General features: G+C 50.5%; 14 protein-coding genes and 4 pseudogenes. 17 read left to right on the forward strand and 1 reads right to left on the reverse strand.

The genetic code is table 11. The features are described 5' to 3' along the window. Positions 1–8: 8 nt before the first annotated feature. From B5D52_RS03965 to B5D52_RS04040, 13 genes and pseudogenes are all read left to right on the forward strand, one after another. The gene (locus B5D52_RS03965; RefSeq protein ID WP_009243220.1) at positions 9–167 is read left to right on the forward strand and encodes a transposon-encoded TnpW family protein; all 159 of its coding nucleotides are present in this window, start codon (positions 9–11) and stop codon (positions 165–167) included. Between the two features lie 41 nt (positions 168–208). Beyond that, positions 209–1,024 (forward strand): annotated as a pseudogene (locus B5D52_RS03970) (VirD4-like conjugal transfer protein, CD1115 family); the annotation flags it as partial. Positions 1,025–1,241: 217 nt separating this feature from the next. Next, positions 1,242–1,370, forward strand: a pseudogene (locus tag B5D52_RS03980) (Maff2 family mobile element protein); the annotation flags it as partial. A 652-nt stretch (positions 1,371–2,022) separates the two neighbouring features. Further along, positions 2,023–3,942 (forward strand): tetracycline resistance ribosomal protection protein Tet(W), encoded by a 1,920-nt coding sequence (gene tet(W) / locus B5D52_RS03990; RefSeq protein ID WP_002586627.1) that lies wholly within the window; start codon positions 2,023–2,025, stop codon positions 3,940–3,942. Positions 3,943–3,992: 50 nt separating this feature from the next. Further along, on the forward strand, positions 3,993–4,760 hold the full coding sequence (locus B5D52_RS03995; protein WP_002586626.1) for a class I SAM-dependent methyltransferase: 768 nt from the start codon (positions 3,993–3,995) through the stop codon (positions 4,758–4,760). A gap of 171 nt (positions 4,761–4,931) precedes the next feature. Then, the gene (locus tag B5D52_RS04005; RefSeq protein WP_002586616.1) at positions 4,932–5,354 is read left to right on the forward strand and encodes a sigma-70 RNA polymerase sigma factor region 4 domain-containing protein; all 423 of its coding nucleotides are present in this window, start codon (positions 4,932–4,934) and stop codon (positions 5,352–5,354) included. Beyond that, a complete protein-coding gene (locus B5D52_RS04010; protein WP_002586615.1) occupies positions 5,347–5,559 on the forward strand; it encodes a helix-turn-helix domain-containing protein in 213 nt (70 codons plus the stop codon). Before B5D52_RS04005 ends, B5D52_RS04010 begins: the two co-directional genes overlap by 8 nt. Positions 5,560–6,152: 593 nt before the next feature. Continuing rightward, positions 6,153–6,554, forward strand: coding sequence for a plasmid mobilization protein (locus tag B5D52_RS04020; protein WP_016147243.1), 402 nt, complete (start codon positions 6,153–6,155; stop codon positions 6,552–6,554). After that, entirely contained in the window at positions 6,526–8,139 is a 1,614-nt protein-coding gene (locus B5D52_RS04025) for a relaxase/mobilization nuclease domain-containing protein (RefSeq protein ID WP_016147242.1), read from the forward strand. Before B5D52_RS04020 ends, B5D52_RS04025 begins: the two co-directional genes overlap by 29 nt. Positions 8,140–8,414: 275 nt before the next feature. Beyond that, positions 8,415–8,576, forward strand: coding sequence for a hypothetical protein (locus B5D52_RS16210; RefSeq protein ID WP_207651143.1), 162 nt, complete (start codon positions 8,415–8,417; stop codon positions 8,574–8,576). Further along, the gene (locus B5D52_RS04030) at positions 8,573–9,334 is read left to right on the forward strand and encodes a replication initiator protein A (RefSeq protein WP_016147240.1); all 762 of its coding nucleotides are present in this window, start codon (positions 8,573–8,575) and stop codon (positions 9,332–9,334) included. Before B5D52_RS16210 ends, B5D52_RS04030 begins: the two co-directional genes overlap by 4 nt. Then, positions 9,331–10,164, forward strand: a complete 834-nt coding sequence (locus B5D52_RS04035) for an ATP-binding protein (RefSeq protein WP_016147239.1) — start codon at positions 9,331–9,333, stop codon at positions 10,162–10,164. The genes B5D52_RS04030 and B5D52_RS04035 overlap by 4 nt, the downstream gene beginning before the upstream one ends. Positions 10,165–10,176: 12 nt before the next feature. Next, positions 10,177–10,362 carry a transposon-encoded TnpW family protein gene (locus B5D52_RS04040; protein WP_016147238.1) on the forward strand — a complete coding sequence of 62 codons (186 nt, stop codon included), beginning with the start codon at positions 10,177–10,179 and terminating at the stop codon, positions 10,360–10,362. Positions 10,363–10,414: 52 nt separating this feature from the next. On the opposite strand, the gene B5D52_RS16325 is transcribed toward B5D52_RS04040, so the two are convergent. Continuing rightward, positions 10,415–10,720 carry a hypothetical protein gene (locus tag B5D52_RS16325; RefSeq protein ID WP_040332511.1) on the reverse strand — a complete coding sequence of 102 codons (306 nt, stop codon included), beginning with the start codon at positions 10,718–10,720 and terminating at the stop codon, positions 10,415–10,417. A 215-nt stretch (positions 10,721–10,935) separates the two neighbouring features. On the opposite strand from B5D52_RS16325, the gene B5D52_RS04050 reads away from it, so the two are divergent. The 4 genes and pseudogenes from B5D52_RS04050 (at position 10,936) to B5D52_RS04065 (ending at position 15,901) form a co-directional block, all read left to right on the forward strand. Then, positions 10,936–12,552, forward strand: a complete 1,617-nt coding sequence (locus B5D52_RS04050; protein WP_016147237.1) for a recombinase family protein — start codon at positions 10,936–10,938, stop codon at positions 12,550–12,552. A gap of 90 nt (positions 12,553–12,642) precedes the next feature. After that, a pseudogene (locus B5D52_RS16835) lies at positions 12,643–12,738 on the forward strand (Maff2 family mobile element protein); the annotation flags it as partial. A gap of 83 nt (positions 12,739–12,821) precedes the next feature. After that, a pseudogene (locus B5D52_RS04060) lies at positions 12,822–13,460 on the forward strand (VirB6/TrbL-like conjugal transfer protein, CD1112 family); the annotation flags it as partial. A gap of 608 nt (positions 13,461–14,068) precedes the next feature. Continuing rightward, positions 14,069–15,901: a reverse transcriptase/maturase family protein gene (locus B5D52_RS04065; protein ID WP_016146957.1), complete on the forward strand. Its 1,833-nt coding sequence runs from the start codon at positions 14,069–14,071 to the stop codon at positions 15,899–15,901. Positions 15,902–16,006 lie beyond the last annotated feature (105 nt).

Here is a 16,006-nt window from a genome sequence, read left to right on the forward strand (position 1 = left end):
GATTTTGAATGAACAATACCGCAACCAACACCGCCCCTTGCCCGACTGTCAGAAAGCAGATCGGAAAGACAACCTATATCGTCCGTGTGCATTTCAGCCAGACCGCAAAAGAGACGATGGAGGACAAAATCAAGCGTCTGCTTCGTGAGGAAGTCCGCAAAATGTAACTTCTTTTTGAATTTGATGAAAAAGTCCTTGACTTTTCGTCTCTGGCAAAACGGCAAAATCCATCCTGATTTCCTGTGGTGCGCGCCTTGCCGTATTCGACATTGCGGAGCTGCGGGAGGTCACTTCCTACGATGAGTTGGAACTGGATACCCTGGGAGATCGCCGGACTGCATTGTTCCTCATTATGAGCGATACGGATGATAGCTTTAACTTCCTAATCTCCATGTGCTACACCCAGCTTTTCAATTTGCTCTGCGAAAAGGCTGACGATGTGTATGGCGGTCGGCTGCCGGTCCATGTGCGCTGCCTTATTGACGAGTGTGCCAACATCGGTCAGATACCCCGGTTGGAAAAGCTGGTTGCCACCATCCGAAGCCGTGAGATCTCCGCCTGTTTGGTCTTGCAGGCACAGTCCCAGCTGAAAGCCATCTACAAGGACAACGCCGATACCATCATCGGCAACATGGATACCTCTATCTTCCTGGGCGGCAAGGAGCCGACCACCCTCAAGGAGTTGGCCGCCGTACTGGGCAAGGAGACCATCGACACCTACAACACCGGTGAGAGCCGTGGGCGGGAAACTTCCCACTCGCTCAACTATCAAAAATTGGGGAAAGAGCTGATGAGTCAGGACGAGCTGGCTGTTATGGACGGCGGCAAGTGCATCCTCCAGCTGCGCGGTGTGCGGCCTTTCCTTTCGGATAAGTACGACATCACCAAGCACCCCAATTTCAAATACACAGCCGACGCAGACGAAAAGAACGCTTTTGACATTGAAGCGTTCCTGTCCACCCGGCTGAAACTCAAGCCCAATGAGGTCTACGATGTGTACGAAGTAGACGCAGAGGGCGCTTAAATCTGTTCCGCTGTGAAAGGAGTGATCGTATCTATTCGCCGCAACTGCCCCGGATGGGGCCATTGGCGTACAAAGCGGACAATCACCAAAAAATAATGAAAAAAGGAGGACAGCCGGAATCGGCCCCCGGAAACCGGGCGGCAGATTGCTCCGGCTTTTGTATGCCTATGAATGACTAAATCAACCTTTTTCAAATGATTCCGGCTAACTATAATTTATGGAATTTTTTACTCAGGCTATCACTGTTCTGAAAACTCTCGTTATCGCTCTGGGCGCTGGTCTCGGCATCTGGGGTGTCATCAACCTGCTGGAAGGTTACGGCAATGACAACCCCGGCGCGAATGCTCATGTACGGTAAGGAAGCAAGCAACCGAAAACAAGAGATAGACCGCCAGCACTACACTATTCCGAACCAAAGACCAAAAGATAAGCATTGTGGGAAAATCTAAACTTTTGGATTTTCCTACAATGCCAACTACGGCGGAATCCCTCCCACTCCTTATATCTTTCTGTATACATTGAATTTGTATTTAGTAAAATGCAGACAACACCACGGATCGGCTTTTGGTTGGACAATTCCAACCAAACACCACAGCAGACAGCAGAAAACATTCTGAACGCTAGGAAGCCGGTATGATTGTTACATATAAGGGGAAGAAAAATTTCTTTTAGGTACTTGCTTTCCTAAAACTGATGTGATACAATGATTTAATCCAGAAAAGGAGTAAAAAATATGCGGCAAGGTATTCTTAAATAAAACTATAATCAAATAGTGGGAACAAAGGATTATGATAGCTCCTTTTGTAGGGGCTTAGTTTTTTGTACCCAATTTAAGAATACTTTTGCCTTATCAATTTTGACATATCCCCAAAAACAGCAATCACAAACAGGTGTATGCTGTATATGTGTATGTCCGCAACTTATAATCCCCAGTGGTAAAAGTATTTTACTGCTGGGGATTTTTATGCCCTTTGGGGCTGTAAAGGGAGGACAATCACATGAAAATAATCAATATTGGAATTCTTGCCCATGTAGACGCTGGAAAGACGACCTTGACGGAGAGCCTGCTATATGCCAGCGGAGCCATTTCAGAACCGGGGAGCGTCGAAAAAGGGACAACGAGGACGGACACCATGTTTTTGGAGCGGCAGCGTGGGATTACCATTCAAGCGGCAGTCACTTCCTTCCAGTGGCACAGATGTAAAGTTAACATTGTGGATACGCCCGGCCACATGGATTTTTTGGCGGAGGTGTACCGCTCTTTGGCTGTTTTAGATGGGGCCATCTTGGTGATCTCCGCTAAAGATGGCGTGCAGGCCCAGACCCGTATTCTGTTCCATGCCCTGCGGAAAATGAACATTCCCACCGTTATCTTTATCAACAAGATCGACCAGGCTGGCGTTGATTTGCAGAGCGTGGTTCAGTCTGTTCGGGATAAGCTCTCCGCCGATATTATCATCAAGCAGACGGTGTCGCTGTCCCCGGAAATAGTCCTGGAGGAAAATACCGACATAGAAGCATGGGATGCGGTCATCGAAAATAACGATGAATTATTGGAAAAGTATATCGCAGGAGAACCAATCAGCCGGGAAAAACTTGCGCGGGAGGAACAGCAGCGGGTTCAAGACGCCTCCCTGTTCCCAGTCTATCATGGCAGCGCCAAAAATGGCCTTGGCATTCAACCGTTGATGGATGCGGTGACAGGGCTGTTCCAACCGATTGGGGAACAGGGGGGCGCCGCCCTATGCGGCAGCGTTTTCAAGGTTGAGTACACCGATTGCGGCCAGCGGCGTGTCTATCTACGGTTATACAGCGGAACGCTGCGCCTGCGGGATACGGTGGCCCTGGCCGGGAGAGAAAAGCTGAAAATCACAGAGATGCGTATTCCATCCAAAGGGGAAATTGTTCGGACAGACACCGCTTATCAGGGTGAAATTGTTATCCTTCCCAGCGACAGCGTGAGGTTAAACGATGTATTAGGGGACCAAACCCGGCTCCCTCGTAAAAGGTGGCGCGAGGACCCCCTCCCCATGCTGCGGACGACGATTGCGCCGAAAACGGCAGCGCAAAGAGAACGGCTGCTGGACGCTCTTACGCAACTTGCGGATACTGACCCGCTTTTGCGTTGCGAAGTGGATTCCATCACCCATGAGATCATTCTTTCTTTTTTGGGCCGGGTGCAGTTGGAGGTTGTTTCCGCTTTGCTGTCGGAAAAATACAAGCTTGAAACAGTGGTAAAGGAACCCTCCGTCATTTATATGGAGCGGCCGCTCAAAGCAGCCAGCCACACCATCCATATCGAGGTGCCGCCCAACCCGTTTTGGGCATCCATAGGACTGTCTGTTACACCACTCTCGCTTGGCTCCGGTGTACAATACGAGAGCCGGGTTTCGCTGGGATACTTGAACCAGAGTTTTCAAAACGCTGTCAGGGATGGTATCCGTTACGGGCTGGAGCAGGGCTTGTTCGGCTGGAACGTAACGGACTGTAAGATTTGCTTTGAATACGGGCTTTATTACAGTCCGGTCAGCACGCCGGCGGACTTCCGCTCATTGGCCCCGATTGTATTGGAACAGGCATTGAAGGAATCGGGGACGCAGCTGCTGGAACCTTATCTCTCCTTCATCCTCTATGCGCCCCAGGAATACCTTTCCAGGGCTTATCATGATGCACCGAAATACTGTGCCACCATCGAAACGGCCCAGGTAAAAAAGGATGAAGTTGTCTTTACTGGCGAGATTCCCGCCCGCTGTATACAGGCATACCGTACTGATCTGGCCTTTTACACCAACGGGCGGAGCGTATGCCTTACAGAGCTGAAAGGATATCAGGCCGCTGTCGGTCAGCCGGTCATCCAGCCCCGCCGTCCAAACAGCCGCCTGGACAAGGTGCGCCATATGTTTCAGAAGGTAATGTAAAGATACATAATCGTCAAGACGGCAACAATCAGAAGTTATGGAGGGTAACAATGGAATATAGTAAGGAAGATTTAATGGAAGCAAAAAAGCAAATTTGGGGAGTGGGAGAGAACATGGGAACAGAGGAAAGTAAAAAAATCTGGGAGGAGAACGCACAATTTTGGGATAATGCAATGGGTGACGAATCTAATGAATTTCACAGAGAGGTAGTGCGTCCCAAAGTAACGGAACTTCTATCTCCTAATCCTGCGGATTACATTTTGGATATTGCGTGTGGCAATGGAAATTATTCTTCGTATCTTGCACAAAGAGGCGCTTCGGTTGTCGCTTTTGATTACAGCAAAAAAATGATAGAATTGGCTAAAAGACGGCAATCACAATATGCAAAACAAATTGAATTTTGTGTGGCGGATGCGACCGATAGAAAAAGTATATTAGAATTAAAAAGAAATCGAGCCTTTACGAAAGCAGTTTCTAATATGGCAATTATGGATATTACGGATATTGAACCACTTCTTATGGCTGTTTATGAACTGTTGCAGGAAAGCGGAATTTTTGTCTTTGCAACGCAACACCCTTGTTTTGTCACGTTGACTGAAAAATATATGACACCGCACAGTTACTATGATATAGCGATTGAAGGGCAACCGAAAGAGCAGATTTATTATCATCGTTCCATACAAGATATTTTTAACCTTTGTTTTAGAGCTGGATTTGTCATTGATGGATTTTATGAAGAATGTTTTAAAACCAACAAAGAAATTCCTATGGTAATGATAGTAAGGCTTAAGAAGGTAAAACGTGATAGCTTAAAATAAATTCAAGTTTGTCGGGTAAATAGCAAACCCAGCCGAGCCAGTCAACGGTCAAGATGAACGGCGCATATGCGCAGCCGTTGACAGCCCCGCCCGCCTTTGCTGGTAGGCAATCAAGGGGCGACAGCAAGAAGTGCCACCGCCCCGCACTATTATTCAGAAAGGGGAATTTCCATGACCGACCAGATAGCCTATCAAGAATATATCCAGCGCAGGTACAACGCCTTTTGCAAGACTGTTATCCGCTGTGCCGCCTTGGACAAGATTTTGAAGCTTAAACGGCAATGGGAACGGCAAGTTTCCCTTGACTATCTGATGAACGAGAAGTTTGTCCAGTTTGCCGCGTCGGAGCCGGACGAGGAATACCCATTTACCGTCTGCGGTCAGACCGTCCTGCTCTGCAACGCCGCCCTTGCCGACGCGATCTCTGTTTTGCCGGAGCAGACGCGGGAAGAAATCCTGCGCTATTACTTTCTGCGCCAGCCGCAGCGCGTGATCGGCGCGTGTATTGGCCGGTCACGCAGCACAGCGGGGCGGCATATCCAGCTTGCCTTGCAGCGGCTACGCGAAGAAATGGGGGTGAGCCGGTATGAGTAGACTTCTCCCCTATGAAACAATCCTCAAAGCCCGTGAGGGCGACCCAGAAGCCGTGAACGCTGTCCTGCTCCACTACGCCGGATATATCCGCTATTTCTCAAAAGTGAACGGGCAGGTCAACGCCGAGGTGGAGGACTATGTAAAGCAGCGGTTAATTGACTGTCAATTCAAGTTCCGGCTTGACGAACCACCGGACAAGTCATAAAAACTGAATACCAGCCGCCACCGACGCGGCCAGCGAAAGCAGTAAGTCTTGAAAAAGATTTACTGCTTTTTTTGTTGTCCGGCTCCGCTCCCGGCCATTTTGCCCCCTGCCGGTTGTAGTAGTAAGCGAGGAGGGAATTTTTCTGCCCTGGTGTTTGGCATTTGGAGCATTTACCCGTAGTAGAGGGCAAAGAGAAAGGATTTCTCCAACACCGGGTAGAAACCACTGCGTCCGGTGTCATTTTAGCGAAAGCGGGCAGGAATGCCCTTTACAGGATTAGTAGTAGCAGAAAAAGAGAAACAAACTTTTGTGGTTGCAGTTTTCCAAAAAAGTGGCGGACGGAAGTGAGAGAAAGTTTGCAGTCACGGAGAGCAAGTATCGACCAGTGTACCAAATTTCGCTTTTCGCTCATTTGTCCCCCGGTCAGATACTTGTTGGGGTTGCCACCCCAAACCCGCCTTTTGCGGCTTACGCCGCCGAAAAATCCCCCGCAAATATTTTTTGGATTTTTCAAAAACAGTTCCGATTTACACCCTGTTTTTCTCCTATCAGTGAGAGGACAAACCGCAGCAAACGAAAGGAGATGAGCCACCATGACACGCAAGACCTACAACACCCCCAAGCGGAAATGTGTTGTCAAAACCCGGCTTACCGAGGACGAGCGTAGAGCCTTTGAGGACAAATGCGCCGCCCTCTCCATGAGCCAGTCCGAGTATATCCGGCAAGCCGTTTTTTACAGCCGGATTTCCCCTGTTATCCGGGTGACTGCTCACAGCGAGGAAATGCTCACCGCCGTATCTTCCCTTGTGGCGCAGTACGGGAAAATCGGAAGCAACCTAAACCAGATCGCCCGGTATCTGAACGAATACGGCGCACCTTACAATGCCCTGTCCGGCGAAGTGAGAACCGCCGTTTCCGACCTTGCCGCCCTCAAATTCGAGGTGCTGAAAGTGATAGGTGAAGCCTATGGCAACGATCAAGCATATCAGCTCTAAAAATGCCGACTACGCAGCCGCCGAAGCCTATCTGACCTTTGAGCATGACGAGTTTACCATGAAGCCCACCCTTGACGAAGCCGGGCGGCTCATTCCCCGGCAGGACTACCGGCTGGACACATTGAACTGCGGGGACGAAGATTTTGCCCTGTCATGTATCCGGGCAAATCTGCGGTACGGCAAGAACAGCAAACGGGAGGACATCAAGAGCCACCACTATATCATCAGCTTTGACCCACGGGACGCAGCCGACAATGTCCTGACCGTAGACCAGGCGCAGGCGTTGGGGCTGGCCTACTGCAAAGAGCATTTTCCCGGACACCAAGCCCTTGTCTGCACCCACCCGGACGGACACAACCACAGCAGCAATATCCATGTGCATATTGTCATCAACAGTCTGCGGATTGCCGAGGTGGAGCGCAAGCCCTACATGGACAGGGCCAGCGACACCAGAGCCGGGGACAAACACCGCTGCACCGCCGCAGCCATGCGGTATTTCCGCAGCGAAGTCATGGAGATGTGCCACCGGGAGGGGCTTTACCAGATCGACCTCTTGAACGGCAGCAAGAACAAAGTGACCGAGCGTGAATACTGGGCGAAGCGCAAAGGGCAAGCCAAGTTGGACAAGGAGAACGCTGCCCTGCTTGCCGAGGGTATCACACCCCGACAGACCAAGTTTGAAACTGACAAAGACCATCTGCGGCAGACCATACGCAAAGCCCTTTCCACCGCCGTCAGCTTTGACGAGTTTGCCACGCTCCTGCTGCGGGAGGGCGTGACCGTCAAGGAGAGCCGGGGGCGGCTGTCCTATCTCACACCGGACAGAACGAAACCCATCACCGCTCGGAAGCTGGGGACGGACTTCGACAAAGCCGCTGTCCTTGCTGTTTTCCAGCAGAACGCCCTACACAGGCCGGAAAAGGGTGTCGTGAAGCACAACCCCCATGCCCCGACACAGGGCGCAGGGTACGGACGAAAACCCGTCCAAATCACCCCCAATCCCGACAGCCCGCAGCGGCTTGTGGATATAGCAGCCAAACGAGCCGAGGGAAAAGGCATCGGCTACGAGCGTTGGGCGAAAACCTTTAACCTCAAGCAGATGGCAAAGACCATGAATTTTCTTTCCGAGCATGGCTTTACCAGCCCCGAAGAAGTGGACGCAGCCCTTGAAGCCGCTATTTCCGGGCAGCACGCCGCCGGGGAAAAGCTGAAAGAACTGGAATCCAGAATTACCGCCAACAAGGAACTCATGCACCAGATCGGCGTTTACCGCAGAACCAAGCCCACCCATGACGGGCTGAAAACCGCCAAGAAGCCAGAACGATACCGGGAAGCGTTTCATGCAGACCTGACGCTGTATGAAGCGGCGGTTCGGTATTTTCGAGAACGGGGCTTGAAGAAGCTGCCCGCCACTTCCAGACTGCAAGCGGAAAATGAAGCCCTGATTTCCGAGAAAAACGGGCGTTACACCGAATACCGGGAGCAGAAAGCCAGAGCCGCCGAGCTGCAAAAGGTCAAATCCAACCTTGCCGCCATGCTCCGGCAGGAACGGACAAAAGAGATGCGCCGGGATTGGGAGCGGTAAGGGGGTTCCGTTTTGTTCCACCCCCTACCGGGAAAGGGGTTTCCATTTTGGACACCCCCTTGCTATGGGAAATTGACCGCTGAAACCCGCCCCGAAATGATACCGAACTTTGACAAACTCGCCCCTTGTATCTACCCCTATCCGCAATATCACCCGCCTTTTTCAAGGGGCATACAGAGGGGAAAATCCCCGAAAATGACACCGAAACGCTACACCAAATACCGCCTATCCCGTTACACCGACAGGACAGGCAGAAAGGAGCCGCCATGCCGAGAATGAGCAAGAAGCGCAAGGAAGAATGGGCGTTCTTTCTCAACGAGCGCAACCGTATCACCTACAACCCCCTTTGCCGCAAGTGCCGCCGCACCTGCAAGCAGAGTTTCCGGGCTATCATCATCGAGTGCCCGCCGTTTCGCTCCAAGCGGGCGAAGCCATGAAGCCGGACAACACGCAGGAAACCATTTATGTAGGGCTGGACACCGGCTTGCCGCCCTACCTGCCATATCCCCGGTTCCTGCTGAAAATGGACATTTCCCAGACCGCCAAGCTGCTCTATGCGCTGCTGTTAGACCGCACCACCCTGTCACAGCGGAACGGCTGGCAGGACGATCAGGGCAGCACATTCATTGTCTATCCCATAGCGGAGATTGCCGAAATGCTGGATAAGGGGCAGACCGCCATTAAAGCCGCCTTGAACGAACTGGACGCAGCCGGACTTCTGGAACGGAAACGGGCGGGATTTTCCGCAGCCAACCGCTTGTATGTGAAGCTGCCGCCATTAGTACGGATTTCCGACCCTATGACAGTCGGAAAAGCGACCCTCATAAGTGCGGAAAACCGACCTACTGATGGTCGGAAAAGCGACCTTATGACGGTCGGAAAACCGACCCCTAACAACCTTACTATAAACAACCTGATAGAAAACCAAACAATGGGAGTGAGTGGAGAGCCGCACAAACCGTTTGGCAGATATGAGAATGTTTTTCTGACCGAAGCCGAGTATGACCAGTTGCAGGCAGAATACCCGGACAGACTGGAACGGTTCATCGAGGAAATGAGCCGCTACCTTGCCGCCAACGGGAGAACCTACCAGAACTATGCCGCCGCCCTGCGGATCTGGGCGGAGAACGACAAAAAGGACGCCCCGAAACAGGGCGTCCCGGACTACACCTGCAAGGAGGGAGAAAGTTTATGAACAAAATCGAGAATATCAATCTGCTGCCGGATACCGAGCCGGACAGCGGTGACTACACAGGCGAGGACGGTTTGCTGTACTGCGGAAAATGCCGCAAGCCCAAAGAAGCCTATTTCCCGGAGGGCAAGACGCTTTTCGGACTTGACCGCCACCCGGCAGAGTGCGACTGCCAGAGGGCGCAGCGGATTGAGCGTGAAGCCGCCGAACAGCAGCGCAGACACCTTGACACCGTAGAGAACTTGAAACGCCGGGGATTTTCCGATACCGCCATGCGGGACTGGACATTTGAAAACGACAACGGCAGGAACCCGCAGACTGCTGTTGCCCGGTTCTATGCGGAGCATTGGGACACCATGCAGGCCGAGAACATCGGCTATCTCTTTTGGGGCGGTGTGGGAACTGGAAAAAGCTACCTTGCGGGCTGTATCGCAAACGCCCTGATGGAGAACGAAATCCCCGTCCGCATGACGAATTTTGCCGCAATCCTCAATGACTTTGCCGCCAGCTTCGAGGGCAGGAACGAGTACATCTCCCGGCTCTGCCGCTATCCGCTGCTGATTTTGGACGATTTCGGCATGGAGCGTGGAACAGAATACGGGCTGGAACAGGTTTACAGCGTCATTGACAGCCGATACCGCAGCCGCAGGCCGCTGATCGTTACCACCAACCTGACCTTGCAGCAAATCCAGAACCCGCCGGACACCGCCCATGCCCGTATCTATGACCGGCTGCTGGAAATGTGCGCCCCCGTCCGTTTTACGGGCGGCAATTTCCGCAGAGAAACCGCACAGGCCAAGCTGGAACGGCTGAAAAATCTGATGAATGAGTGAAAGGAGTAGCCTATGGCAGATAACAAGCAGATCACCCGAACCAATTCCCGCCGCCCCGACTGCGTAACGGAAATCCGCATGGGCAACTCTGTCCTTGTGGTGTCCGGCTTTTTCAAGCAGGGCAGCAACGAAACCGCCGCCGACAAAATGGCAAAGGTATTGCAGGCCGAAGCTGCTACACAAAAACCGGCGATATGACGGGACATAGAAAAGCGGTCACGCCGGGGAATGTGGCCGCTTTTTATACCTTTCAGAAATTAAACATAGGGCAATCTTTGTATCGCTCTGGTATTGGTAATTCATCAATCCCTATTGGACCAAGATTTTCAATAAATACCGATTGCTCTTTGGGAAATATGAATCTATTGAGATACTCAATGAAATCCCGTTCATTGTAACATAGGCCACCGTTAAACCTATACTTTTTTGCGTGGGGACTTGTTTTAAGCCATTTGTCACAAAATTCAATGCAGTATTCAGTTAGATTGTCAGCTACAATGTTCGGAACAGAATAAACTATCCTATCGCCATCGGCGCTAATGATTACATTTTTCATTTCTCCACCCCGTAAATTTGTTTTTTATATCATATCACGGATTTGTAAATATTTGCATAATAAAATGAAAACAATAAATTGCTACAAGAAAAATGACAATTTGACAAATTATAAAGAAGCAGATTTGACGCTTTCACCGCTATACAGACAGCCGCCCCATGTGGTATGATAAAAATACGGAATAGTGGGGCTGGCTGTCGGAAATGGAGGATTTTATGTTAAGACAAGCCACCCAAAACCTGATTACCGCCCTTTATCCGAGATTATCCAAAGACGATGACCTGCAAGGCGAGAGTAATTCCATATCGAATCAGAAAAGGATACTCGAAGCCTACGCAAAACAGAATGGATTTACCAATTTGCACTGGTACACCGACGACGGTTATTCCGGGGCAAACTTCCAAAGACCCGGTTTTCAAGCCATGCTTGCGGACATTGAAGCTGGGAAAGTAGGCACAGTGATCGTCAAGGATATGTCGAGGCTGGGGCGAAATTACCTGCAAGTGGGGTTTTATACGGAAATGCTGTTCCCTCAAAAGGGAGTGCGGTTTATCGCTGTCAACGATAATGTGGACAGCGCAAACGGCGGCATGGATAACGATTTTACCCCGCTGCGAAACTTATTTAACGAATGGCTGGTGAGAGATACGAGCAAGAAAATCAAAGCAGTGAAAAAGTCAAAAGGCATGAGCGGTAAGCCTGTTACCAGCAAGCCGGTTTATGGCTATCTCATGGACGGGGACGAAAACTTCATCATAGACGAGGAAGCCGCCCCGGTGGTACAGCAGATTTACCAGCTTTGCCTTGCCGGGAACGGCCCGACCAAAATTGCCCGTATGCTGACCGAGCAGCAAATCCCCACGCCGGGGACGCTGGAATATCAGCGGACAGGCAGCACCCGCCGTTATCATCCCGGCTATGAGTGCAAATGGGCAACCAACACCGTGGTGCATATCCTTGAAAACCGGGAATACACCGGCTGTCTGGTGAACTTCAAGACGGAAAAGCCCTCTTACAAGGTCAAGCACAGCGTAGAGAATCCCATTGAGAAACAGGCGATTTTTGAGAACCACCATGAGCCGATCATCGACAAGGAAACATGGGAACGGGTGCAGGAACTCCGCAAGCAGCGCAAGCGCCCCAACCGCTACGATGAAGTGGGGCTGTTCTCCGGGATTTTGTTCTGCGCCGACTGCGGCCATGTGCTGTACCAGCAGCGGTATCAGAACAAAGACCGCAAACAGGACTGTTACATTTGCGGCAGCTATAAGAAGCGCACCCGCAACTGTACGGCGCACTTTATCCGTACCGACCTGTTGACCGCCGGTGTCCTGGCAAATCTCCGGCAAGTGACCGAATACGCAGCCAAGCATGAGAGCCGGTTTGTGAAGCTGCTTGTCCAGCAGAACGAGATCGGCGGCAAACGAAAGACCGCCGCAGCCACCAAGCAGCTTGAACAGGCGCAGGAACGCATTTCTGAAATCAGCCGCATGATTAAGCGGCTGTATGAGGACAATGTAAACGGCAAAATCAGCGACGAGCGTTTCATAGAACTGTCACAGGACTACGAAGCCGAGCAAGCGGAACTGAAAAAGAGAGCCGCCGCCCTGCAAGCCGAACTGGACAAGTCGCAGGCAGCCACCGTCAACGCCGAGAAATTCATGGGCATTGTCCGCAAGCACCTTGCCTTTGAAGAACTGACCCCCACCCTCTTGCGGGAAATGATTGAGAAAATCGTGGTGCATGAGTGCAGCTATGACGAGAACGGCACCCGCAGGCAGGACATTGAGATTTATTACAGCTTTGTCGGCAAGATTGACTTGCCCGAATAACCGCCCGACCTATCCGACACAATGGCCAAGTGCCGGATAGGAACGGCAAAATTTTTTACACTTCTATTGCTTCTTTATCACACACAAGAAAAGTCCCAGGGTATGAAGCAGCTCATGGCTGGCGCTGGCGTCGCCGTGGTCGGCATGATCCTCGTACCCCTGCTCTCCAACCTGTTTACCGTTTAATCGCTCACGCCGTTAAGCTGTCATAAGAAATCCTTGCCGCCCCTGCCCCCAAGCGGGGGCGGCTGAAAGGAGGTTGACACCGTATGGATTTCTTACTGGATGCCCTTACCAACTGGCTCAAGGAAATGCTGGTGGGCGGCATCATGGGAAACTTATCGGGGATGTTCGACAGCGTAAACCAGCAGGTTGCAGACATTGCGACACAGGTGGGTCAGACCCCCCAGGGCTGGAACGGTGATATTTTTAATATGATTCAGAGCCTCTCCAACTCCATCATGGTGCCGATTGCTGGCGTGATCCTGGCTATCGTGATGACGCTGGAGCTGATTCAGATGATTACCGACCGAAACAACTTGCATGATGTGGACACCTGGATGATTTTCAAATGGGTGTTCAAATCTGCCGCCGCCATTTTGATCGTCACAAACACATGGAATATCGTCATGGGTGTGTTCGACATGGCGCAAAGTGTGGTAGCGCAAGCGGCAGGTATCATCGGTTCTGATGCTTCCATCGACATCTCCTCTGTTATGGGCGATATGGAGACCCGGCTGATGGAAATGGATTTAGGTCCGTTGATTGGCTTATGGGTGCAGTCGCTCTTTATTGGCATTACCATGTGGGCGCTTTACATTTGTATCTTTATTGTGATCTATGGCCGTATGATTGAGATTTACCGCGCGTCCAGAAGCGCCGCTTTTCATCCAAAGGCGGTGTGCGGGCATTTTGGGAACCCGGCTTTAGCAAGCCGGTAAAGAAAAGTATCAAAGACGTGAAAAGCGTCACTTTAGCGTCATCCGATTTACCTCGGAGGGAAACCACAAGGGGGACAATAGCGTATCGGAAAAATCGCAAGTTGGGAAAACCATCTACCCACGACTGAGCGGCAAGACGCAACATTGTGAATGAGGAGCAAGGCTAAACTGCTTTAAGGGCAGTCCGAGGCGGGATACTCGACCCGACGGCGCAGGATGGTTGTATTCGCCGTATGTCATAGCGGAATGTGACAGGTAAACACAGACCGCACGATACTTATGACAGCCAGCCGCAGTAAGCGGAAAAGGACGAAAACCCACTACCGACATCACAATACGCTTTTCCCAAAGTGTCTAACTGGAGATTGCCTAAACCGGAACGCCGGAACTATCCGGCTATGCGTAATGCCGCAAGGCGATAAATTTCAAGGGGTAAAAACCCAAGAAAGATGACGCTGAATATCCGGCATGGCAACGGAGCCTCCGTAGTAGTCCGAGGGCGGGAAAGCCGTCTACATGGCGAAGGGAGGCAGGATGTCAACCAATTCATAAAAAGGAAAGGTGCGTGAGGCATTATGAGAAGTCCTGAAAATGTGTTGGAAAGCCTAAAATCCAAGGCGTGTAACAAGAGTTACAAGTACGAGCGGTTATACCGCAACCTGTACAATCCACAATTCTATCTGCTGGCATATCAGCGGATACAGGCGAAACCAGGCAACATGACAGCCGGAACAGACGGCAAAACCATTGACGGAATGGGAATGGTAAGGATAAACGCCCTCATTGAAAAGATGCGGGATTTTAGTTATCAGCCTAACCCGGCAAGGAGAACGTATATCCCGAAATCCAATGGGAAAATGCGTCCTCTGGGGATACCGTCATTCGACGATAAACTGATACAGGAGGTGGTGCGGCTCATCTTAGAGAGTATTTATGAGCCAACCTTTAGCGACTATTCCCACGGTTTCCGTATAAACAGAAGCTGTCATACGGCACTCAAATATGTGCAGAAATATTTTACGGGGACAAAGTGGTTCGTTGAGGGAGATATAAAGGGCTGTTTTGACAACGTAGACCATCATGTGTTGATTGCTATTTTGCGAAAGCGGATTGCAGATGAACATTTCATCGGTCTGCTCTGGAAGTTCTTGAAAGCTGGATATATGGAGGATTGGAATTATCACAATACTTATTCCGGCACTCCGCAAGGCTCCATCATCAGCCCTATCCTTGCAAACATCTACATGAACGAACTGGATAGCTATATGGCAGAGTATGCAGAGAAATTCAACTGCGGAAACCGCCGTAAAATCAATCCTGCGTTCAAGAAGAAGCTGGATGTCTGCCGGGGGAAAGAACAAAGGCTTAAAAGAAATCTCTCTAAAATGAGCGAGGAAGAAAAAGAGGGCTTAATTGCAGAAATCCGGGAACTGCGGCGTAGTCTGAAATCTATGCCGTATAGCGACCAGATGGACGATAGCTATAAACGGATTTGCTATATCCGATATGCCGATGATTTCTTAATTGGAGTTATCGGCAGCAAAGAGGACGCAGAACAGATTAAACAAGATGTAGGCTGCTTTATCCGGGACAAACTCCATCTGGAAATGTCCGAGGAAAAGACATTGATTACTCATGGACACGACGCTGCGAAGTTCTTGGGATATGAGGTCACAATCGCCAAAGGCGAACACAACAAAAAGACCAAAACCGGGGCTACCAGACGGGTAAACAATGGAAAAGTCTTACTTTATGTTCCCCATGATAAGTGGGTAAAACGACTGTTCTCCTACAATGCCCTCAAGATTAAATACGACAAACAAAATGGAAACAAAGAGGTTTGGGAACCTGTCCGGCGCACTCGCCTGTTGCACTTGGACGATTTGGAAATCCTAAACCAATACAACGCAGAAATCCGTGGATTGTATAACTACTACCGACTTGCAAACAACGTGTCTGTACTCAATAACTTCTACTATGTAATGAGATACAGTATGCTCAAAACCTTTGCTGGAAAATATCGGACACGAATCAGCAGAATTATCCGCAAGTACCGTCAAGGGAAAGATTTTGTTGTGGAGTATCCGAAGAAAAACGGCAAGGTGGGAAAAGTGCTGTTCTACAATGACGGTTTCCGCCGGAATACCAAAGTAGAAAGCGGAAATCCCGATATAGTAGCACGAGCCGTTGAGAATTATGGACGCAACAGCCTGATTAAAAGACTGCAAGCGAACCAATGCGAGTGGTGCGGCGCAGAAAATGTGCCGCTTGAAATACACCATGTACGAAAACTCAAAGATTTAAGTGGCAGAAAACAATGGGAAATCGCCATGATTGGGCGTAAGCGCAAGACAATGGCACTCTGCGTCTACTGTCACGATAAGTTACACGCTGGGAAATTAGACTGACATCTGGAGAGCCGGATACGCTGAGAGGTGTAAGTCCGGTTCGGAGGGGAGTTCTCGGAAACCTACCATAGCAATATGGCAAGGCGCCGGGTTCTTACCCTACTG

It is taken from the genome of Butyricicoccus pullicaecorum DSM 23266 (assembly GCF_900167005.1).
Lineage (GTDB): Bacteria > Bacillota > Clostridia > Oscillospirales > Butyricicoccaceae > Butyricicoccus > Butyricicoccus pullicaecorum.